This window comes from Bacillus sp. SW14 (assembly GCF_047608225.1).
Lineage (GTDB): Bacteria > Bacillota > Bacilli > Bacillales > Bacillaceae > Bacillus > Bacillus subtilis_G.
Genome location: NZ_JBLKRW010000001.1, coordinates 2,034,556 through 2,048,591, shown reverse-complemented (window position 1 = coordinate 2,048,591; position 14,036 = coordinate 2,034,556). Strand labels below are relative to the sequence as shown.

General features: G+C 34.2%; 24 protein-coding genes. 3 read left to right on the top strand and 21 right to left on the bottom strand.

Annotated elements, in window-relative coordinates; all coding sequences use genetic code 11:
• Positions 1 to 6: 6 nt before the first annotated feature.
• The 4 genes from ACMX2I_RS10800 to ACMX2I_RS10785 form a co-directional block, all read right to left on the bottom strand.
• Complete coding sequence (locus tag ACMX2I_RS10800; protein WP_414956921.1) at positions 7 to 402, bottom strand: hypothetical protein; 396 nt, start codon at positions 400 to 402, stop codon at positions 7 to 9.
• 37 nt (positions 403 to 439) lie between these two features.
• Positions 440 to 712, bottom strand: a complete 273-nt coding sequence (locus ACMX2I_RS10795) for a hypothetical protein (RefSeq protein ID WP_414956920.1) — start codon at positions 710 to 712, stop codon at positions 440 to 442.
• Complete coding sequence (locus ACMX2I_RS10790; protein WP_414956919.1) at positions 702 to 1,589, bottom strand: hypothetical protein; 888 nt, start codon at positions 1,587 to 1,589, stop codon at positions 702 to 704. Before ACMX2I_RS10790 ends, ACMX2I_RS10795 begins: the two co-directional genes overlap by 11 nt.
• A 65-nt stretch (positions 1,590 to 1,654) precedes the next feature.
• Positions 1,655 to 1,876: a hypothetical protein gene (locus ACMX2I_RS10785; RefSeq protein WP_414956918.1), complete on the bottom strand. Its 222-nt coding sequence runs from the start codon at positions 1,874 to 1,876 to the stop codon at positions 1,655 to 1,657.
• A 68-nt stretch (positions 1,877 to 1,944) separates the two neighbouring features.
• Here ACMX2I_RS10785 and ACMX2I_RS10780 point away from each other — a divergent pair, with 68 nt between their 5' ends.
• Together ACMX2I_RS10780 and ACMX2I_RS10775 are read left to right on the top strand one after the other, a co-directional pair.
• Positions 1,945 to 2,619 (top strand): SOS response-associated peptidase, encoded by a 675-nt coding sequence (locus ACMX2I_RS10780; protein WP_414958321.1) that lies wholly within the window; start codon positions 1,945 to 1,947, stop codon positions 2,617 to 2,619.
• Positions 2,620 to 2,688: 69 nt separating this feature from the next.
• A complete protein-coding gene (locus ACMX2I_RS10775) occupies positions 2,689 to 3,501 on the top strand; it encodes an ATP-dependent DNA ligase (protein WP_414956917.1) in 813 nt (270 codons plus the stop codon).
• Positions 3,502 to 3,565: 64 nt separating this feature from the next.
• On the opposite strand, the gene ACMX2I_RS10770 is transcribed toward ACMX2I_RS10775, so the two are convergent.
• The 13 genes from ACMX2I_RS10770 to ACMX2I_RS10710 form a co-directional block, all read right to left on the bottom strand.
• Complete coding sequence (locus tag ACMX2I_RS10770) at positions 3,566 to 3,979, bottom strand: hypothetical protein (RefSeq protein ID WP_414956916.1); 414 nt, start codon at positions 3,977 to 3,979, stop codon at positions 3,566 to 3,568.
• A 322-nt stretch (positions 3,980 to 4,301) separates the two neighbouring features.
• Entirely contained in the window at positions 4,302 to 4,652 is a 351-nt protein-coding gene (locus ACMX2I_RS10765; RefSeq protein WP_041352063.1) for a hypothetical protein, read from the bottom strand.
• Between the two features lies 1 nt (position 4,653).
• Positions 4,654 to 5,010 carry a hypothetical protein gene (locus ACMX2I_RS10760; RefSeq protein ID WP_414956915.1) on the bottom strand — a complete coding sequence of 119 codons (357 nt, stop codon included), beginning with the start codon at positions 5,008 to 5,010 and terminating at the stop codon, positions 4,654 to 4,656.
• Positions 5,003 to 5,311, bottom strand: coding sequence for a hypothetical protein (locus tag ACMX2I_RS10755; protein ID WP_414956914.1), 309 nt, complete (start codon positions 5,309 to 5,311; stop codon positions 5,003 to 5,005). Before ACMX2I_RS10755 ends, ACMX2I_RS10760 begins: the two co-directional genes overlap by 8 nt.
• A gap of 17 nt (positions 5,312 to 5,328) precedes the next feature.
• Positions 5,329 to 5,484 (bottom strand): URC4/urg3 family protein, encoded by a 156-nt coding sequence (locus ACMX2I_RS10750; RefSeq protein ID WP_161792529.1) that lies wholly within the window; start codon positions 5,482 to 5,484, stop codon positions 5,329 to 5,331.
• Positions 5,485 to 5,498: 14 nt separating this feature from the next.
• Positions 5,499 to 5,714 carry a hypothetical protein gene (locus ACMX2I_RS10745; protein WP_010330365.1) on the bottom strand — a complete coding sequence of 72 codons (216 nt, stop codon included), beginning with the start codon at positions 5,712 to 5,714 and terminating at the stop codon, positions 5,499 to 5,501.
• Positions 5,715 to 6,128: 414 nt separating this feature from the next.
• Positions 6,129 to 6,800 carry an SLOG family protein gene (locus ACMX2I_RS10740; protein WP_414956913.1) on the bottom strand — a complete coding sequence of 224 codons (672 nt, stop codon included), beginning with the start codon at positions 6,798 to 6,800 and terminating at the stop codon, positions 6,129 to 6,131.
• 17 nt (positions 6,801 to 6,817) lie between these two features.
• Positions 6,818 to 7,060 carry a hypothetical protein gene (locus ACMX2I_RS10735; RefSeq protein WP_268418276.1) on the bottom strand — a complete coding sequence of 81 codons (243 nt, stop codon included), beginning with the start codon at positions 7,058 to 7,060 and terminating at the stop codon, positions 6,818 to 6,820.
• A 367-nt stretch (positions 7,061 to 7,427) separates the two neighbouring features.
• Positions 7,428 to 8,225: a hypothetical protein gene (locus ACMX2I_RS10730; RefSeq protein WP_072183749.1), complete on the bottom strand. Its 798-nt coding sequence runs from the start codon at positions 8,223 to 8,225 to the stop codon at positions 7,428 to 7,430.
• Between the two features lie 76 nt (positions 8,226 to 8,301).
• Entirely contained in the window at positions 8,302 to 8,499 is a 198-nt protein-coding gene (locus ACMX2I_RS10725) for a hypothetical protein (RefSeq protein ID WP_053574298.1), read from the bottom strand.
• Positions 8,500 to 8,867: 368 nt separating this feature from the next.
• Positions 8,868 to 9,062 carry a hypothetical protein gene (locus ACMX2I_RS10720; RefSeq protein WP_106294002.1) on the bottom strand — a complete coding sequence of 65 codons (195 nt, stop codon included), beginning with the start codon at positions 9,060 to 9,062 and terminating at the stop codon, positions 8,868 to 8,870.
• Positions 9,063 to 9,173: 111 nt separating this feature from the next.
• Positions 9,174 to 9,371: a hypothetical protein gene (locus ACMX2I_RS10715; protein ID WP_144461664.1), complete on the bottom strand. Its 198-nt coding sequence runs from the start codon at positions 9,369 to 9,371 to the stop codon at positions 9,174 to 9,176.
• Between the two features lie 70 nt (positions 9,372 to 9,441).
• Positions 9,442 to 9,660: a YopT family protein gene (locus ACMX2I_RS10710; RefSeq protein WP_414956911.1), complete on the bottom strand. Its 219-nt coding sequence runs from the start codon at positions 9,658 to 9,660 to the stop codon at positions 9,442 to 9,444.
• 182 nt (positions 9,661 to 9,842) lie between these two features.
• On the opposite strand from ACMX2I_RS10710, the gene ACMX2I_RS10705 reads away from it, so the two are divergent.
• Positions 9,843 to 10,067, top strand: a complete 225-nt coding sequence (locus tag ACMX2I_RS10705; RefSeq protein WP_004399410.1) for a helix-turn-helix domain-containing protein — start codon at positions 9,843 to 9,845, stop codon at positions 10,065 to 10,067.
• 189 nt (positions 10,068 to 10,256) lie between these two features.
• Here ACMX2I_RS10705 and ACMX2I_RS10700 read toward each other — a convergent pair whose 3' ends face one another.
• The 4 genes from ACMX2I_RS10700 to ACMX2I_RS10685 all read right to left on the bottom strand — a co-directional run bounded on the left by ACMX2I_RS10700 (position 10,257) and on the right by ACMX2I_RS10685 (position 14,016).
• Positions 10,257 to 11,234: a hypothetical protein gene (locus ACMX2I_RS10700; protein ID WP_414956910.1), complete on the bottom strand. Its 978-nt coding sequence runs from the start codon at positions 11,232 to 11,234 to the stop codon at positions 10,257 to 10,259.
• A 23-nt stretch (positions 11,235 to 11,257) separates the two neighbouring features.
• On the bottom strand, positions 11,258 to 12,640 hold the full coding sequence (locus ACMX2I_RS10695; protein WP_414956909.1) for a DNA sulfur modification protein DndB: 1,383 nt from the start codon (positions 12,638 to 12,640) through the stop codon (positions 11,258 to 11,260).
• Positions 12,641 to 12,737: 97 nt separating this feature from the next.
• Entirely contained in the window at positions 12,738 to 13,814 is a 1,077-nt protein-coding gene (locus tag ACMX2I_RS10690) for a tyrosine-type recombinase/integrase (RefSeq protein ID WP_414956908.1), read from the bottom strand.
• Positions 13,804 to 14,016, bottom strand: a complete 213-nt coding sequence (locus ACMX2I_RS10685; RefSeq protein WP_414956907.1) for a helix-turn-helix domain-containing protein — start codon at positions 14,014 to 14,016, stop codon at positions 13,804 to 13,806. Before ACMX2I_RS10685 ends, ACMX2I_RS10690 begins: the two co-directional genes overlap by 11 nt.
• Positions 14,017 to 14,036 lie beyond the last annotated feature (20 nt).

Genomic DNA, 14,036 nt, shown 5'->3' with positions numbered 1-14,036 from the left:
TTACTTTTATGCAAACTCCATACTGATGCCAGTATCTTTTAACAATTCAATTTGTTCCGTTGGAACATCCGATTTCACCATACGCCACCCGACTAAGGTCATTCCGTAATAAAGATCGGTTAGTTCAACTTCATCATTCAACTCACCTTTTAATCGAATCATTCGATCTTTATATTTTTCATGACCAACAATATCAAAGCTCTGATTATAAATTGCATATGTTTTACCGTCTGCTTCGTTGTCTTGATATGGGGTATAGACTACCCTGCCGTCAGATAGGCTTGGATCAGTTTTCAACCATTCATATACCTCTTCATCAGATTGAGCAAGCACGTATGTAAAGATACCCCGCTCACTTCCCTTGGGTGCAAAGTGCTCTAGCATAATTTCATATAAGTTCATTTCATTACCTCCCTGGATTCTGGTTAAAATATCGTTTTTATTTAGATTCTTTCCTTATCCATTTTCTTACCTTCACTTCTTTTAACTCCACTTCATAACAATCCACTTGATCATCAAATTCCCAAGGTCTCTCACATTGATTTTCAGTTGCACCTTTACTATAGAAAGTTTCAAAAAAGCGACCCTGATATGAGAACACAATTCTATAGTGAATGCTCCACCTAGACGTGTCAGTGATTTCTTCTAAAATTGAGGATTCCGGCAGTCCCAGTTCATTTACCATGTAATCTTTGTCCAATTTAATTTTCATTTAAAATAACTCCTCTTCCTTTGCAGCATTTACATTCGACTAAAGGCTCGTTGATTTTAGCCATCAGATCATCTAGAAATTTCTTAATATTACTCTTCAAATCCTCAACGTCCTTACCACTAAAAGGCTCTACAATTGGGTAGCTCTGATAGGCTTTAGGTGCAACATTGTAAATTTCAACTTCCCGCTTTGCTTGAAATCTTTTCTCAAGTTTAGGCTTTCTCCGTTTGTACATTGCATTAAGATCAACTATATACTCGTGAGGTTTGTAAAGCTCCAAAACTTTGACCACAGTTAAACAGAAATCATAATCACTCGTGATTCTTGCAAATTTAGGGTTTATATTGGCTTTAATATGGTTTCTGATAATCTTATAGCTTTCTTCTCGGGACAAGTAACACGGCTTTGTTTCAAGAAGCATTGGATGAGTTTGAATTCTATCCAGTAAGTTATAATTCAAGTTAAAATTATGACTTTGCAACTTAAGTTCTCCGTCAATTTCTTCAATTACGTTCATTTCAAACTCAATTTTTTCATTTTGTTGTGGGACTTCTTCAAATTTCAATTCATATAGACCTTTTACTTCGTAGTATTCACTTTCTTCATCTATGTAAGAAACATTAATTACTTGTGGTGTTAAATCAGTTTCCTGGAATCCCTCTTTTAATTCATACCTATGATTGATTTTTTTAGCTGGCATTTGCCTTTCAATGGCCCTAGGCTCCTTATCTAACTTAAACCAGTCTGACTTATACGTTTCAGTTGCCCGTTTTCCATCGAAAAGCAATTCATCTAATTTACTATAAAAATGTCTCTTGCCCTCAATATTGTCAGACACCAAAAAACAGTTGTTTGTTTTAATACCAATTAGCTTCATGAAAATTCCCCTTTTTTAATTTTATTTTTATCTTAATAAAATCTCTGTTTTATCTAGATTTCTGTTTACTTACTTCTTCTAATTTTATTTTTATCAAACAAATCAATAATGTAAGTCTCATACATGTCATCCCAATAAGGATCTGTTCTCGCTATGTATTTCTTTGTTCTTCCGTTCTCCTCAACCTTAAAGGTTTGCCCTTTTTGAATATCAGTGAACTTTTTCTTTGTCCAGATTCCCCTGATCAACACTTCAACTTCTTTAACCTCTACTGTTTGCTGCATCACATTCCTCCTTTTTGATTTTTCGTGTATCAAGCCTGTACAATATTCAAAAACCCTAAAGGATGATGAACATGTGTGGCAGGTTCACTTTATTTTCTGAGTTTGATGACATCATTGAGCAATTCAACATAGATCAATTCTTACCTGAAGGTGAATATCACCCTAGCTATAATGTCGCTCCTTCACAAAACATCCTGACAATCATTAACGATGGATCCAATAACCGTCTGGGCAAACTTAGATGGGGTCTTATCCCTCCATGGGCTAAAGACGAAAAGATCGGCTATAAAATGATTAATGCCCGTGCTGAAACATTGTCCGAGAAACCCAGCTTTCGAAAGCCACTCGTAAGCAAACGTTGTATCATCCCCGCTGACAGTTTTTATGAATGGAAACGCCTTGATCCAAAGACTAAGATTCCTATGCGGATTAAAATCAAATCATCCAATCTCTTTGCTTTTGCTGGTTTATATGAGAAGTGGAATACACCTGAAGGCAATCCTTTATACACTTGTACAATCATCACGACAAAGCCTAATGAACTTATGGAAGACATTCATGATCGGATGCCGGTTATCCTTACTGATGAGAACGAAAAGGAATGGCTCAATCCTAAAAATACTGATCCTGATTATCTACAAAGCTTACTGCAGCCATATGATGCTGATGATATGGAAGCATATCAGGTTTCATCTTTAGTGAATTCACCTAAAAACAATTCACCAGAGCTCATTGAATCCCATTAAGTACCACTGCCATATCGCTTTATATATCACCTTCTCTTAGCTAATATGTTCTAAGTAGGAGGTGATATTTTGTTTGTATCGCCAATGCTATTGCATTCAATTAAAGAGCCTTTTGATGACGAGAGCTATATCACTGAGCTTAAATTTGATGGAATCAGACTCATCCTTTCTAAATTTGATAATCAGATTAAGCTGTATACTCGTCACAATAATGAAGTAACAAGCAAGTTTCCTGAACTCCTGGATTTAGATATCCCTAATGAAACAGTACTCGATGGTGAAGTTATTGTAGCTGCCCCAGGCGGTGCTCCTGACTTTGAAGCTGTAATGGAACGTTTCATGTCCAAAAAATCAGCCCATAAGATTGTTTACTGTGTCTTTGATGTTATTTACAAAGACGGTCAGTCAATAGCAGCTAAGCCGCTCACTGAGCGTAAAACAGTTCTGAACTCACTTGAACTGAATCATCCAAATGTTTGTGTTATCGAAGGAATTCAAGGTAACGGACTAGCTTACTTTAACCTGGCCAAAGAAAAGAATTTAGAGGGAATCGTAATCAAGAAAGCTAACTCCCCTTATGAGATCAATAAACGTTCGCATAATTGGCTTAAAGTGATTAATTATGATTACACTGAAGTTCTCATAACCGGCTACACGAAGAACGATATTAAATTCCTTCTGTCTTATCCTGATGGAACTGCAGCTGGATTTATGGAATTCATGCCGAACGCGGAACGAAGTAAGTTCCACTCTATGAAACAAGTAAAGTCTGAATCTGATGAGTATGTATTTATTGAGCCTATATTATGTAAGGTTAAGCACAGATTTAAGACTAAGCACGGAAAACTCCGCATACCTTCCTTCGAATCCTGGAGAGTATAATCTCTCCGTTACATAATTCCTTAAGCCCAGCCTTTAAAAGCAAAGTGAAAATTTAGTACATGGATCAATTAGTATTCATCCATTTATCGAAACTATAAGGATAATCAACATTCTCTATAAACCCTATTTCTTTTGCCTTCTGACGGATTTTCATACATCCTTCATAGCTGTAAGCCCATATTTCTTTATAATCCCTCAGTTCGCCGCATTTCCCTGTTATGATGAACTTTCTAAAACTGTTGACCAGTTGCCACATGTTGCCTCCATGCGAAAAGCCGTTTGGACTACCGTATCCCATTTCATATGGGTAAACGTCAGCTCCCGTGTAATCATCAACGAAAAACAGTTTCTTCTTAAACCTGAAATACGCTATGCGATTCATTGACTTACAGAAGAAAGTACATCTATCAATGCTTGCGATAAGCTTTATCAAATCGTTTATGTCGCTCATTCTTTTCAATTGCTCTGCTGATTCCATCTACACCCTCTCCTTCCATAAAATAACTTTTTTATTTTTACTCTCCGATCGTAAGACAGAATTGGATTATTTGTAAAAATTATGCTATATTAGTAATACATTCGAATATTCAAGGCTGCTCCTACACCAAAAACAAGCCAGCGATAAAATACTCCTTCTTATTATTTTTTATCTTAGTATTAAATTTTTTTACAGGGGCTGATTTTATGTTTTTAATAAACAATTCTTTTGACTTTATGAGCAACGTAACAACACTAGTTGATTTTGCTGGCATTGTAGGTGCGGTAGGCTCTGCCTTGAGTATTTGAATAATAACTATCTTTTATTCAATCTCTATATTCAACCCAGTTGCTCCCACTTTAATTTCCTTCATCTCTCCAATCTGTGGCATATATAAATGTTTCTTTTCATTCACCGAAACAATTTCACCCTTCCAACAACCGTTTTGCACAAAGAATTTTGTCCCAATTGGTAAAGTTCGAAGATCTGCGTTCTCTATGTATTCTCCTTCCTCTCTATACACCTCTCCTTGTTCAGAAACCCTCCTTTTAGAAACTTTAATATCGATTTTGTATAGTGAATTTTCATCTTCAAGCATTAATTTATGTAACCAATCAGTTACTTTTGATTGCCCATCAATAACGTTAACCGTATCGAAAATCTTTCTGTACATGTCATTCCTCTTCTCTTGAAAAATACTTATCTACCACTTGTTTTTCTAAGTAAACGACACCGTCTATTAATATGCCTCTATGTACATCTACATCTTCAACAGTAACGGTTCCGCCTTTCCAGAAGTTATTTAGGCAATCTTCTTTAACAGTTAATGTTTGACCCTTATAATAATCTTTCGAATCTTCTTTATTACTATTCAATTCAAGAATTTGGCCATTAAATTGAATTGTCACACCATCAGCAATTATCTTATCTCGCCCAACTTTACTTAGCGATTCCGCTAAAATAACAAACTCCTGATTATATTCTCCTCCATTAACATCCACTGTAATTGAGTATTGATTTCTTTTATTCATTGATTTCCCTTCCGACTTCATCAGCTTGCCTAATAGTATCTAACAGTTCTTTCTTCTTGAAATACGTCTTTTCCAAACGATCCACTTCTTTTTGTAATTCAGTAGCAGCATCATACTTCAAAATCCATTCTCCTACTCCATAGACTTCTCTTTGTTCTTTCTCAAACGTTTTTATGTGATGGCCTTCAAACCAAACCCTTACTCTTATTCCGTTTTCAAATTCATTATTAAAAGCTGCTTCTTTTTCGGATCCCACATAAATGCATTTAAATTTACTGTTATCGACTACATATGTATTCATTAATTTAACTCCTTCACCTAGACTAATGCTTTTTCTTTCTGTCTTTCGATCAACTTTCGAGAAAATTTTTGAGTTCTTATTTTGCGTTTCTCCTCAAGTATCTCTCTTTCGTTGGCTTCTAACATCTTCTTCAGACTCAGATTTTTTCTAATAAGCTCTTTCATTCTGTCCAATTTCTCATCCCCCTTTAAGCAAGATATTTCTTTCTATGCGGTCTTTTATGTATGAAATCAAATGCTAAATCAACTTTCTCCGGTTCCCTTTCCTCTGTTACTCGCTGCGTAACAACAATTAGTTGACCATTTTCTTGGCGATCAATACTCTGCACTGAATATCCTTTAGCAGCGTAATATTCTCCGATAATCTCATCAACTTGGTTGCTAAGCAGATTCCTCTTTATCATTTCCATAACCCCCACTTATTTTATTTTTACTCTTTAAACATTTATATGTATTCCATCCGCAGCCATCAAATACGCTTATGTCCGCTCCTAGGTGCCATTTAAACCAAACTATGTTAAACCAAGCTGTTTCAATTATGTATTTAATGTAGCCTATCCTCTTATCCTCCGTTCTGAATAAAATAATCCTTTTATTGTGATTCTGTGATCTTATTTAGAAATCTCATCCTTTCCTTCTTTGTTCTTGTTGAATTGTAGCTTTCCCTTAAAAAGTCCTGAAACCTGTGAAATGGGATAGGTTTTAAACCAAGGTTTCTCACTTGATTACAATAACCCCCATAGTATTCTTGCTCATATCCTCTCTGTTCGGATCTGTAGTTAAAAGGATTCAATGCTTTATTACCTCCCGCTGGGTTATTAAGGTGTATATGATATATCTAATTCAAAATCACATTTTGGATGCAGTCTCCAAATTTGATGTCCTAAATATGTTTTCCTAGCGTAATTCAGACAGTTCCTTGTACCACTTTTAGTTCCATCATAAACAGCTACTATTGCTTCACTGTGATCAATCATGTATTCATTTCGCTTTTGCATCTTAATCGGCGAAAACTCTCCTGGTTTATCTCCACTAACTTTATATTTATCTAATTCTTCAACATTAATAATCTCATCTGCTACATCAAGCATACGTTTGTACCACATTTTTTGGTCTGCAGACCAAACTTTATCTTGTTCCTTGAAAGGTGTTGCAATTATGTTTTTGATATGAGGGTATTTCTTCTTTAGAATATGTACGCACCAGCAAGCAGCCTGATCAGTTCCTAACGCTCCTCCAGTTATAAACCTGGACTTTTCTTCTTTTATGATTAACTCCTCAATGACTTCAAGCAGCTTATCTTTGAGTTTGAGCATTGTTGGATTTTTCATATCGTAACCACCCAATTTGTTCGGCCTATGACCAGTGAAGCAAACTGTCTTCTTTCTCAGTGTTTCTCGTTCATCTAAAAGCCACTCACGTTCTTTTCTCTCATCAGCCCACTGCTTTTTCCATTCAGGATCATTTAGCTTTGCAAAATCAATTGCCATGATTCATTTTCACTCTCCTATAAACAAATCTTTTTAAGCTGGTCATCTAACTTTCTAAACAACTGCTGAACTTTATCAAACTTTTCATCTTCAAAAATAATAGCATCTTCTTTAAGAACTGCAGCTTTTGACAAAGGAGTGTTTGAATCATGATGTACGCTGTGAGCTATCACTCCTTTATTTAATACATCGTAATACATACCTATCTTATCTCTGTACCAGTAGCTTGTATCTGAACATTTCATTATCCTCAGTTTCATTAACTATTCACCTTTCTTTTTCGTTAAAACAGTCTTTTTATTTAGTGTAAGAATGCTTGACAGACCCACTTGTCTAAACCCTCATTCCTTTAAAGTTTCTTCACCGTCTGCTGGATTAAAACTCGCTAATCTTTCAAATTGCTTTGAAAAGTGCTTAATCTTTTTAATCCTAAGTCTAAGGAACCCTCTTTAAGTTCAACCTCGCAGATGTACTCCATTGTTGAACGACTCCCGCATATTCCACAAAACGCCCTCTGTCTCTTATAAAATTTATCAATGGTAGTGGTACGGCCACAGCCAGTTCTGCAAATGTACTTGTAATGTGTCAAAAAAATTCTCTCCTTTCTTTTCCAATAAAATTTTACTTTTATTGAAACTTGTGTTTATTTTTTAACAGCTCTTCTTTGATTTCTGCGTAATCTTTCCCCAATTGAACCAATACTGAAATAGCTTTTTCAGCTTGTACTACTTTTCTAAGATCTTCTGTAGTCATCGCATCTCTTAGCTGATCCTTTTCATCCAAATCATATACTTCCATTAAACCCTTTTTGTTTTTATCAAAACACACCATATACACTAGTTGGGTAAAGTTTGTGTATGCATGAGAATCCTTCATGTTACCTTCATAAAACTCCTTAATTGCATCTGTGAGTTGTTTTCTTTCTGTTCTTGCGATTTCTCTTTGTGCTGCCCAGATAGCAATTTGCTTTGGAGTTGCTTCCTCTACATTCAACAAGTAATGTCTAATTGATTTTCCTACTTCTGATTCAGTAAGCAACATACCTAGTCTAAGCAGGCCTCTTCGATTAACGATTTGCAAACTTCTGACTTTTGGACTTATCAATTTGCGAGGTTCATCATGAACCTGACAAAATTCTTTTAAACTCTTACCTTTCAAAACTCTAATTTCAGCATAATCATTAAATTCATTTCTGTTTCTTTTGATGACAGTTTTAATCGTATCAACAGGTACCATATAGTACTCCGCTGCCATCTCAACTGTAATCTCTGTAGAGCTCCCTAGAAGAGGCACAGCTTTTATTCGATCCAAAATCTCATCCCGGTACATATGTTGTTCCCGGATAGTTCTGTGTTCAAATACTCCCATTTCATTATTTTCGTTAATGGTTGCTTCAATTTGTTCACTTTTATTTTCTTTTTCCACCTTAATCACTCTCCACTTATTTTTAATTTAGTTTAAAATGCATCTTTTATATAGATCTCAATACTTCTCGGCAAGGTTACCAACCTTCTTCATAGAAAATATCATCATATAAAACTTTTGATTCATCGGCCATTTCTCTCTCTTCTTGGTATTCATCCATATGATTAGTAATAAACTCACTTGCTTCTCTAATTGTATTACCGGTGAATCTTGCACTTATGTATTGCTCCATGCGTCCGATCAGTCTCAACTGTTTTTCTGTTGCTCTAATCACTCCGCGCCCTCCTTTCCTCTAATTCTGTATCGTGTTTTACAATCCTTACTAACTTGTTTCAATTCTGCAGTGAAACAGTCAAGACAAATATTTTCTTGTTTTCGGTGGTCGCCAGTGTTTTGTTTTAGCTGTTTAATATCTGATCGAAAAGCAAACCTTAAAGGCTTTTCAAAGATAGGCACAGCATTTTCATGTGTATCTAACCCACACGTTTCACAACATAAATTCTTCATAATAAATTTTCACTCCTCACTATCGCCGGACGGCCTACATTCTGTATTATTAATTAATCCCTTATTCCAATCTCGATAAAACTTACATTTTATCCACTAATTTTATTTTTGTTACCTGAGTGAAAATTTCACCATTCAATATGTACCTACTTCTTTACTCTTACTCTCTTCTTCTCTTAACATATCTTCAGCTATATACATCCCCTCGTAAGCATAATCAATTATTGAATGAAATTCTCCGATTACCCTTCGTAAATTTTCTTCTTCTTTGTATGCTTTTAATTGCAAAACTGTTTTCATTAATTTTTCGAGCTTTTCCTCAAGCAACATAGCTCTCTTTACCAACTCCTATATACATATTATTTGTATTTGAATAAACTATAACCCATCAATTAATATCTGTCAATTAGATTCGGCCAATTTATGTGACCGAATCTAATTTTAATCTGAGAACATAAAGATCAATTCATTGATGTCATCCCTAAGCTTAACGAGGCTTTGTGGTGTAACTGAAATTGTAATATCTAATTTCTCTCCCTTGAAACCAAGTAGGAATTGATAATGTTCTGAAGTCAGCATTTTTTTTGTAAGTCTTAGACTAACCTCTTTGTAATTATCTTGATCAACAAATATATTCAAAACAATACCTTCATTCTCCTCTTGCTGCTGATTACATTATGTTTAACGGAGTCTTTCTTTTTTTTTATTTTTACTTAGGCAATTCTTCTGTATTTGTTATTTCATATTCCATATCATTTAATTTAAAACTTTCAACTGATCCATCAGCTTTTAAAAACGAAACTTCTTTAGATAAGAGTAGATTTTCACAAATCCTGGTGACCAATGTTTCTGAGACTTCTGGACTATCTGCTTTGTTTTTAAGTACAATCTCCAGATTAAGTGCAATATTGTTTAAATAACCTGCCATCCTCATTCTCCTATGTTCAATTTTCTGTGATAAACCCTTAAGGCGTTAAGGGAACGTGCGTTCTGTTTTGTATAATCATTATACATAGAAAGTAGGTGTTATGCTAGTGGTTATTTATCAGCTTCATATGGTATGATATGTATTATGTCTTTCCATAACAGAACGCAGGAGGATGTCCGATTATGATTAAAGTTGAGATCGGGCAATGCTTGATACCTGAACTATGTAGAAAGAAAGACATTACAATCAATGAACTTTCAGAGATAACTGGAATTAAGAAACAGCAGCTGAGCGACTATAATCGGTTGGTTAAAGTAGACATGTCTATTAGAACTGCAAAAAGAATTGCGGCTGCTTTAGATTGTAATGTCGAAGACCTCTATGAATTCAAGGTTGAAAGGCATTGAAACGACTAAGACTTTGGTCTTGGTCTCCTCCTTAGTAAACCATATGGTTTACATGACCATCTTACTACATTTAAACATGCATTTAAAGTGATTATTTTGTCTATTTTTGTCGAAATGCGAATTTTTTCACAATTCTTCGAGATAAAAGAAAAAATCCATTTAACCAATATAGTCAAATGGATTTCATATTTAAATCGTGGTCTCTTTTAGACCTAGTTCTTCTGCGTAATATTTCTTAACTTCTTCCTCATTAATATAATCTTGCATTGAATAAACTGCTCGATATTTCGATTTTACTCTTAAATTAAAGTCATCTATAATCTGATACCTTACAGAGTTATCAATAACCCCTTTCTCTTTATAAAGTTGATATGCTCTATACAAATGACCAGATCTAACAATAGTGTTTGGTGTTAAAAAGTTAATTTTAAAGAACTCAGATATATCAGTAATTAAATTAGTTATAACAAATTTGCTTGCTTGGCCGTCTCCTTTGTTTGACGTTCTTTTTGTTTTAACTACATAATCATTTTCAACTAAAAAGACTTCTTTTGTTTGGCCTTTTGCCTTCCCATTCTTTAATTTATATTTAGTTTCCTGAGCTGCATTTAAGGCAATAACAAGACATTCACTACTTACTTTTAGTTTTCGCTCACCGTGTTTTGAATCATACAGGGTTAAAACGTTACCGTTTAGCATTGCATCCTCAACTTGCTTCTTCGTTAAACTTAACAATTCAGAATGAGCTAAACCTGAAACCCCTTCAAACAACAATCTTAATACAGCCTTAGATTGATAATTAACTAATTGACTTTCCATTTCCTCTAATTCACTATAAGTAATATATAATTTTTTATCCCCGAGACATTCATAAAGCTCTTCTTCTGAAATAGTTCTTGCTAAATTGGTTAATCCTTTACTTAACTTATATGAAATTGCCCAATCAATATACAATGACAATAATGCTAAGGTTCTCCGAACACTACCGATAGTGGTTTGATCGAATGATCGTATTAGCTCTAAAATTTGCATTGATGTAAAATCATAAATGTCTTTATTATATAAAGTCTCAGTAATCTCTGCTTTTGCAAAAATAGGCCTCATCTGCATAACCATACCCTCAGATAAAGTATCTAAATATTTTTCCTTAATCTCACTATTGAACATTGCAGCAAACAACTCCTAAGTAATTACTCGTCTATTTTTAAATTATTAAAGAAATCCCATATCTTTTGTGGTGATTTAGCGTTTCCATTCTTATCTACTACACCTAATTCATCCCACAACTTATTTTTCTTACTAAAGTCTATAGAGCTTAAAACATCATTAATCTTACTTTCTAAATCGTCCAGACTTACCCCATCTAATTGCAATTTCTTAGCTAATACCACATATCCATTAAAGAACAAATAGTTGTTTACAAAACTTCTCTTCCGTTCTTTTGCTATATCACCTAAGAACTCATCTACATATTGTGTAGCTAAAGCATCAAAGAAAGATGTAAGGTATCTTGCAGTTTTTAATATATCTGCCTGAGTAGAAAAATCTTTTTTAGAATAGCTTCTTTCAATTGCCTTTTTGAAGTCAGAAAAAGTTATAAGTAAGTTCTGATTCTGATTTATCCAGTCTCCATTTGTCTTTATATAATCACCAATTATGCTATTATCCTGAATAAACTTAACAATTTTATTTGAATAAACATTTTGGCTCATCTCAGCCACTTTAGATTTTTTAACTGGGTTTATTGTGTTTTGCTGCCCAAAATGCTCTCTCGCCCTTTTTTGAGTGTAGTTATAGATGTCCACTTTAAAGGTTTCTTCATACAAATGATCTAACTCAGGATGTTGTCTAATAGCCATAGTAATACCTATTAGCCGGTGATACCCGTCTAAAACGTCTAAAATGGTGTCTTCAGTCACTGTAAGCGACATACTGTCTTCATCATATATTAATTCTTCTCCACTACTTGCACTTCCAACACGTGCATTAAACGTAAAAACTGATTTAATTAATTTCCCCTCTAAGAACAGATCCTTTATTTCCTCAACCGATTGTTTATTGAGTTGCGGTACTGGTATCTCAATATTTGAGCCCTCTAGTTTTTTGGTTTTGTTCGTTCTTTGAGCATTAGGATTATAGTGTAATAACTTATTTTCAAATAACATAAACAACTCTTTAGCAGTGATTGGGAAGAAATAATTATCATCCGAATACTTTACAACTTGTTTGAATGTATACGGAAATTTTATATCTTCCTCTACAGATCCTTCCCATAACGTTTCAATTTCTTTCATATCCGTTTCTGTGAAGTAATTTCGTGGGTTAAACCTTTCACTTTCAAGAACAGAGTACAGTGACTTGGCTAAAAAGTACATATACTCTTTAGAAATTTCGACTTCTGGATTTTCTATATCGTAAATTAACTTTTGTGTTGTTCCTGGAGTAATTTTATTTTTAGCCATCTCTAATTGAATATCGTTAATAAAAGATCTTATGTGCTTATTTTTTGAGATAGCGTCTTTCATTTCTGAAAGCAGTTTCTCATTTGCAGACTGATCAAAGATCACTGTCATATAGCCTTTCACCTCATGTCATGTTGCTAAATTTAAAGTTACCAAAGGCAATCTGGTTAATCAAGAAGAATTATCAATAGAACAGCGTAATAAATGATTACCGCTCATTCATATGCTTTATAAACTTTTTTAATGTAACAAGATCAGTGTTTTCAAAAAAACTAATAAAATCCTCTTTAGTTGCTTCATATAGTGGATTTAAATCGATTTTTTCATCCATTGTTACACCAGCAGAGTTCGCTATGTTAATCTTTCTGCTCATGTATCTCTCTGTTGTTAATGTGTTTTTATGATTTCCTTGTTCTTTTGCTGCAAGTAAATCATGTCCAGAATTCTCATAGACATAGTCAATTCCTACACCCTTAAATGAGTGTAAGACTAATTCTCTTTCAGGAGGTATACCTAACCTTTTCTTCGACCTTTTCAATGAGTGTCGCAAAGATTGTTCCGAAAGTCCCTGAAAAACCAATTCATTTTCACTGACATCCTCTTCCTTCAGCTGCAACAATTCCTCATAAAATACCTGGTTAATGCCTGTAGACACAACCTGAGATCCTTTATCAATAACCGTTACTATATAATGGCCTGTACTTTCATCAAGCTTTATATCTTTCCATCTCGCACGCAATATCGCACTTACACGAAAAGAAGTTCTGATGGCGAATTTAACAAACAGCTTTTTCATTAAAGGCTTCTGTCTTTCATTTATATACATATCCTGGGCAATTCTTTCCGCTTCTGTCTGGGTTGTTTTATCCCAGTTTTTAGTTACTGTTTTAAGCCTTTCGACAGTATTGAACACCGACAAATCAATATAGTCCTTATAATCATGCTCTAAATATGTATAGAGCATCTTCAGGGAGGTCATTTTTCTGTTAATACTATTATTAACTAATCCTTTTTCCTGAAGATACTTAACATAGTTGCTTAATTCGCTTTTACTTACAACTAAATCATCGGGAACTAAACTTTTGACATCTTTCCCTTTAATCACACTAAAGAACTGCTTAATATCCCCTTCATAATTCTTTCTGGTGTTAGACACTCTTCTAGTTGATGAAGGCATTATATAGTTAGAATTCCCAGAGCTACTTCTTATATCTTTATTGATTAAAAAGCCCTCGATATCATCGTAAACCGCGTAATTTTTTAATTGTTTAACTTTATTTTGCATTATCTTCTCCTCCTTTCTTATCTAATAACTCATCAATAGAGACATTCAACACCAGAGCGATAAGCTTTATGGTTGTAACATCTGATTCATCTGGCATTTCAATGATTTTGTTTAATGTTTGAAAATCAATCATTGTCTCCCTCGACAATTCCTCTATTGTGATGCCACGTTTGACCATTAGCTGTTTTATTCGCTCTGACATGTCAACCTCCTATTTTTATG

Coding starts and splice junctions, on each gene's coding strand:
- ACMX2I_RS10800 (WP_414956921.1), bottom strand. CDS start 402: ATGAACTTATATGAAATTATGCTAGAGCACTTTGCACCCAAGGGAAGT.
- ACMX2I_RS10795 (WP_414956920.1), bottom strand. CDS start 712: ATGAAAATTAAATTGGACAAAGATTACATGGTAAATGAACTGGGACTG.
- ACMX2I_RS10790 (WP_414956919.1), bottom strand. CDS start 1,589: ATGAAGCTAATTGGTATTAAAACAAACAACTGTTTTTTGGTGTCTGAC.
- ACMX2I_RS10780 (WP_414958321.1), top strand. CDS start 1,945: ATGTGTGGCAGGTTCACTTTATTTTCTGAGTTTGATGACATCATTGAG.
- ACMX2I_RS10770 (WP_414956916.1), bottom strand. CDS start 3,979: ATGGAATCAGCAGAGCAATTGAAAAGAATGAGCGACATAAACGATTTG.
- ACMX2I_RS10765 (WP_041352063.1), bottom strand. CDS start 4,652: ATGTACAGAAAGATTTTCGATACGGTTAACGTTATTGATGGGCAATCA.
- ACMX2I_RS10760 (WP_414956915.1), bottom strand. CDS start 5,010: ATGAATAAAAGAAATCAATACTCAATTACAGTGGATGTTAATGGAGGA.
- ACMX2I_RS10755 (WP_414956914.1), bottom strand. CDS start 5,311: ATGAATACATATGTAGTCGATAACAGTAAATTTAAATGCATTTATGTG.
- ACMX2I_RS10745 (WP_010330365.1), bottom strand. CDS start 5,714: ATGATAAAGAGGAATCTGCTTAGCAACCAAGTTGATGAGATTATCGGA.
- ACMX2I_RS10740 (WP_414956913.1), bottom strand. CDS start 6,800: ATGGCAATTGATTTTGCAAAGCTAAATGATCCTGAATGGAAAAAGCAG.
- ACMX2I_RS10735 (WP_268418276.1), bottom strand. CDS start 7,060: ATGAAACTGAGGATAATGAAATGTTCAGATACAAGCTACTGGTACAGA.
- ACMX2I_RS10720 (WP_106294002.1), bottom strand. CDS start 9,062: ATGTTGCTTGAGGAAAAGCTCGAAAAATTAATGAAAACAGTTTTGCAA.
- ACMX2I_RS10710 (WP_414956911.1), bottom strand. CDS start 9,660: ATGGCAGGTTATTTAAACAATATTGCACTTAATCTGGAGATTGTACTT.
- ACMX2I_RS10705 (WP_004399410.1), top strand. CDS start 9,843: ATGATTAAAGTTGAGATCGGGCAATGCTTGATACCTGAACTATGTAGA.
- ACMX2I_RS10700 (WP_414956910.1), bottom strand. CDS start 11,234: ATGTTCAATAGTGAGATTAAGGAAAAATATTTAGATACTTTATCTGAG.
- ACMX2I_RS10695 (WP_414956909.1), bottom strand. CDS start 12,640: ATGACAGTGATCTTTGATCAGTCTGCAAATGAGAAACTGCTTTCAGAA.
- ACMX2I_RS10690 (WP_414956908.1), bottom strand. CDS start 13,814: ATGCAAAATAAAGTTAAACAATTAAAAAATTACGCGGTTTACGATGAT.
- ACMX2I_RS10685 (WP_414956907.1), bottom strand. CDS start 14,016: ATGTCAGAGCGAATAAAACAGCTAATGGTCAAACGTGGCATCACAATA.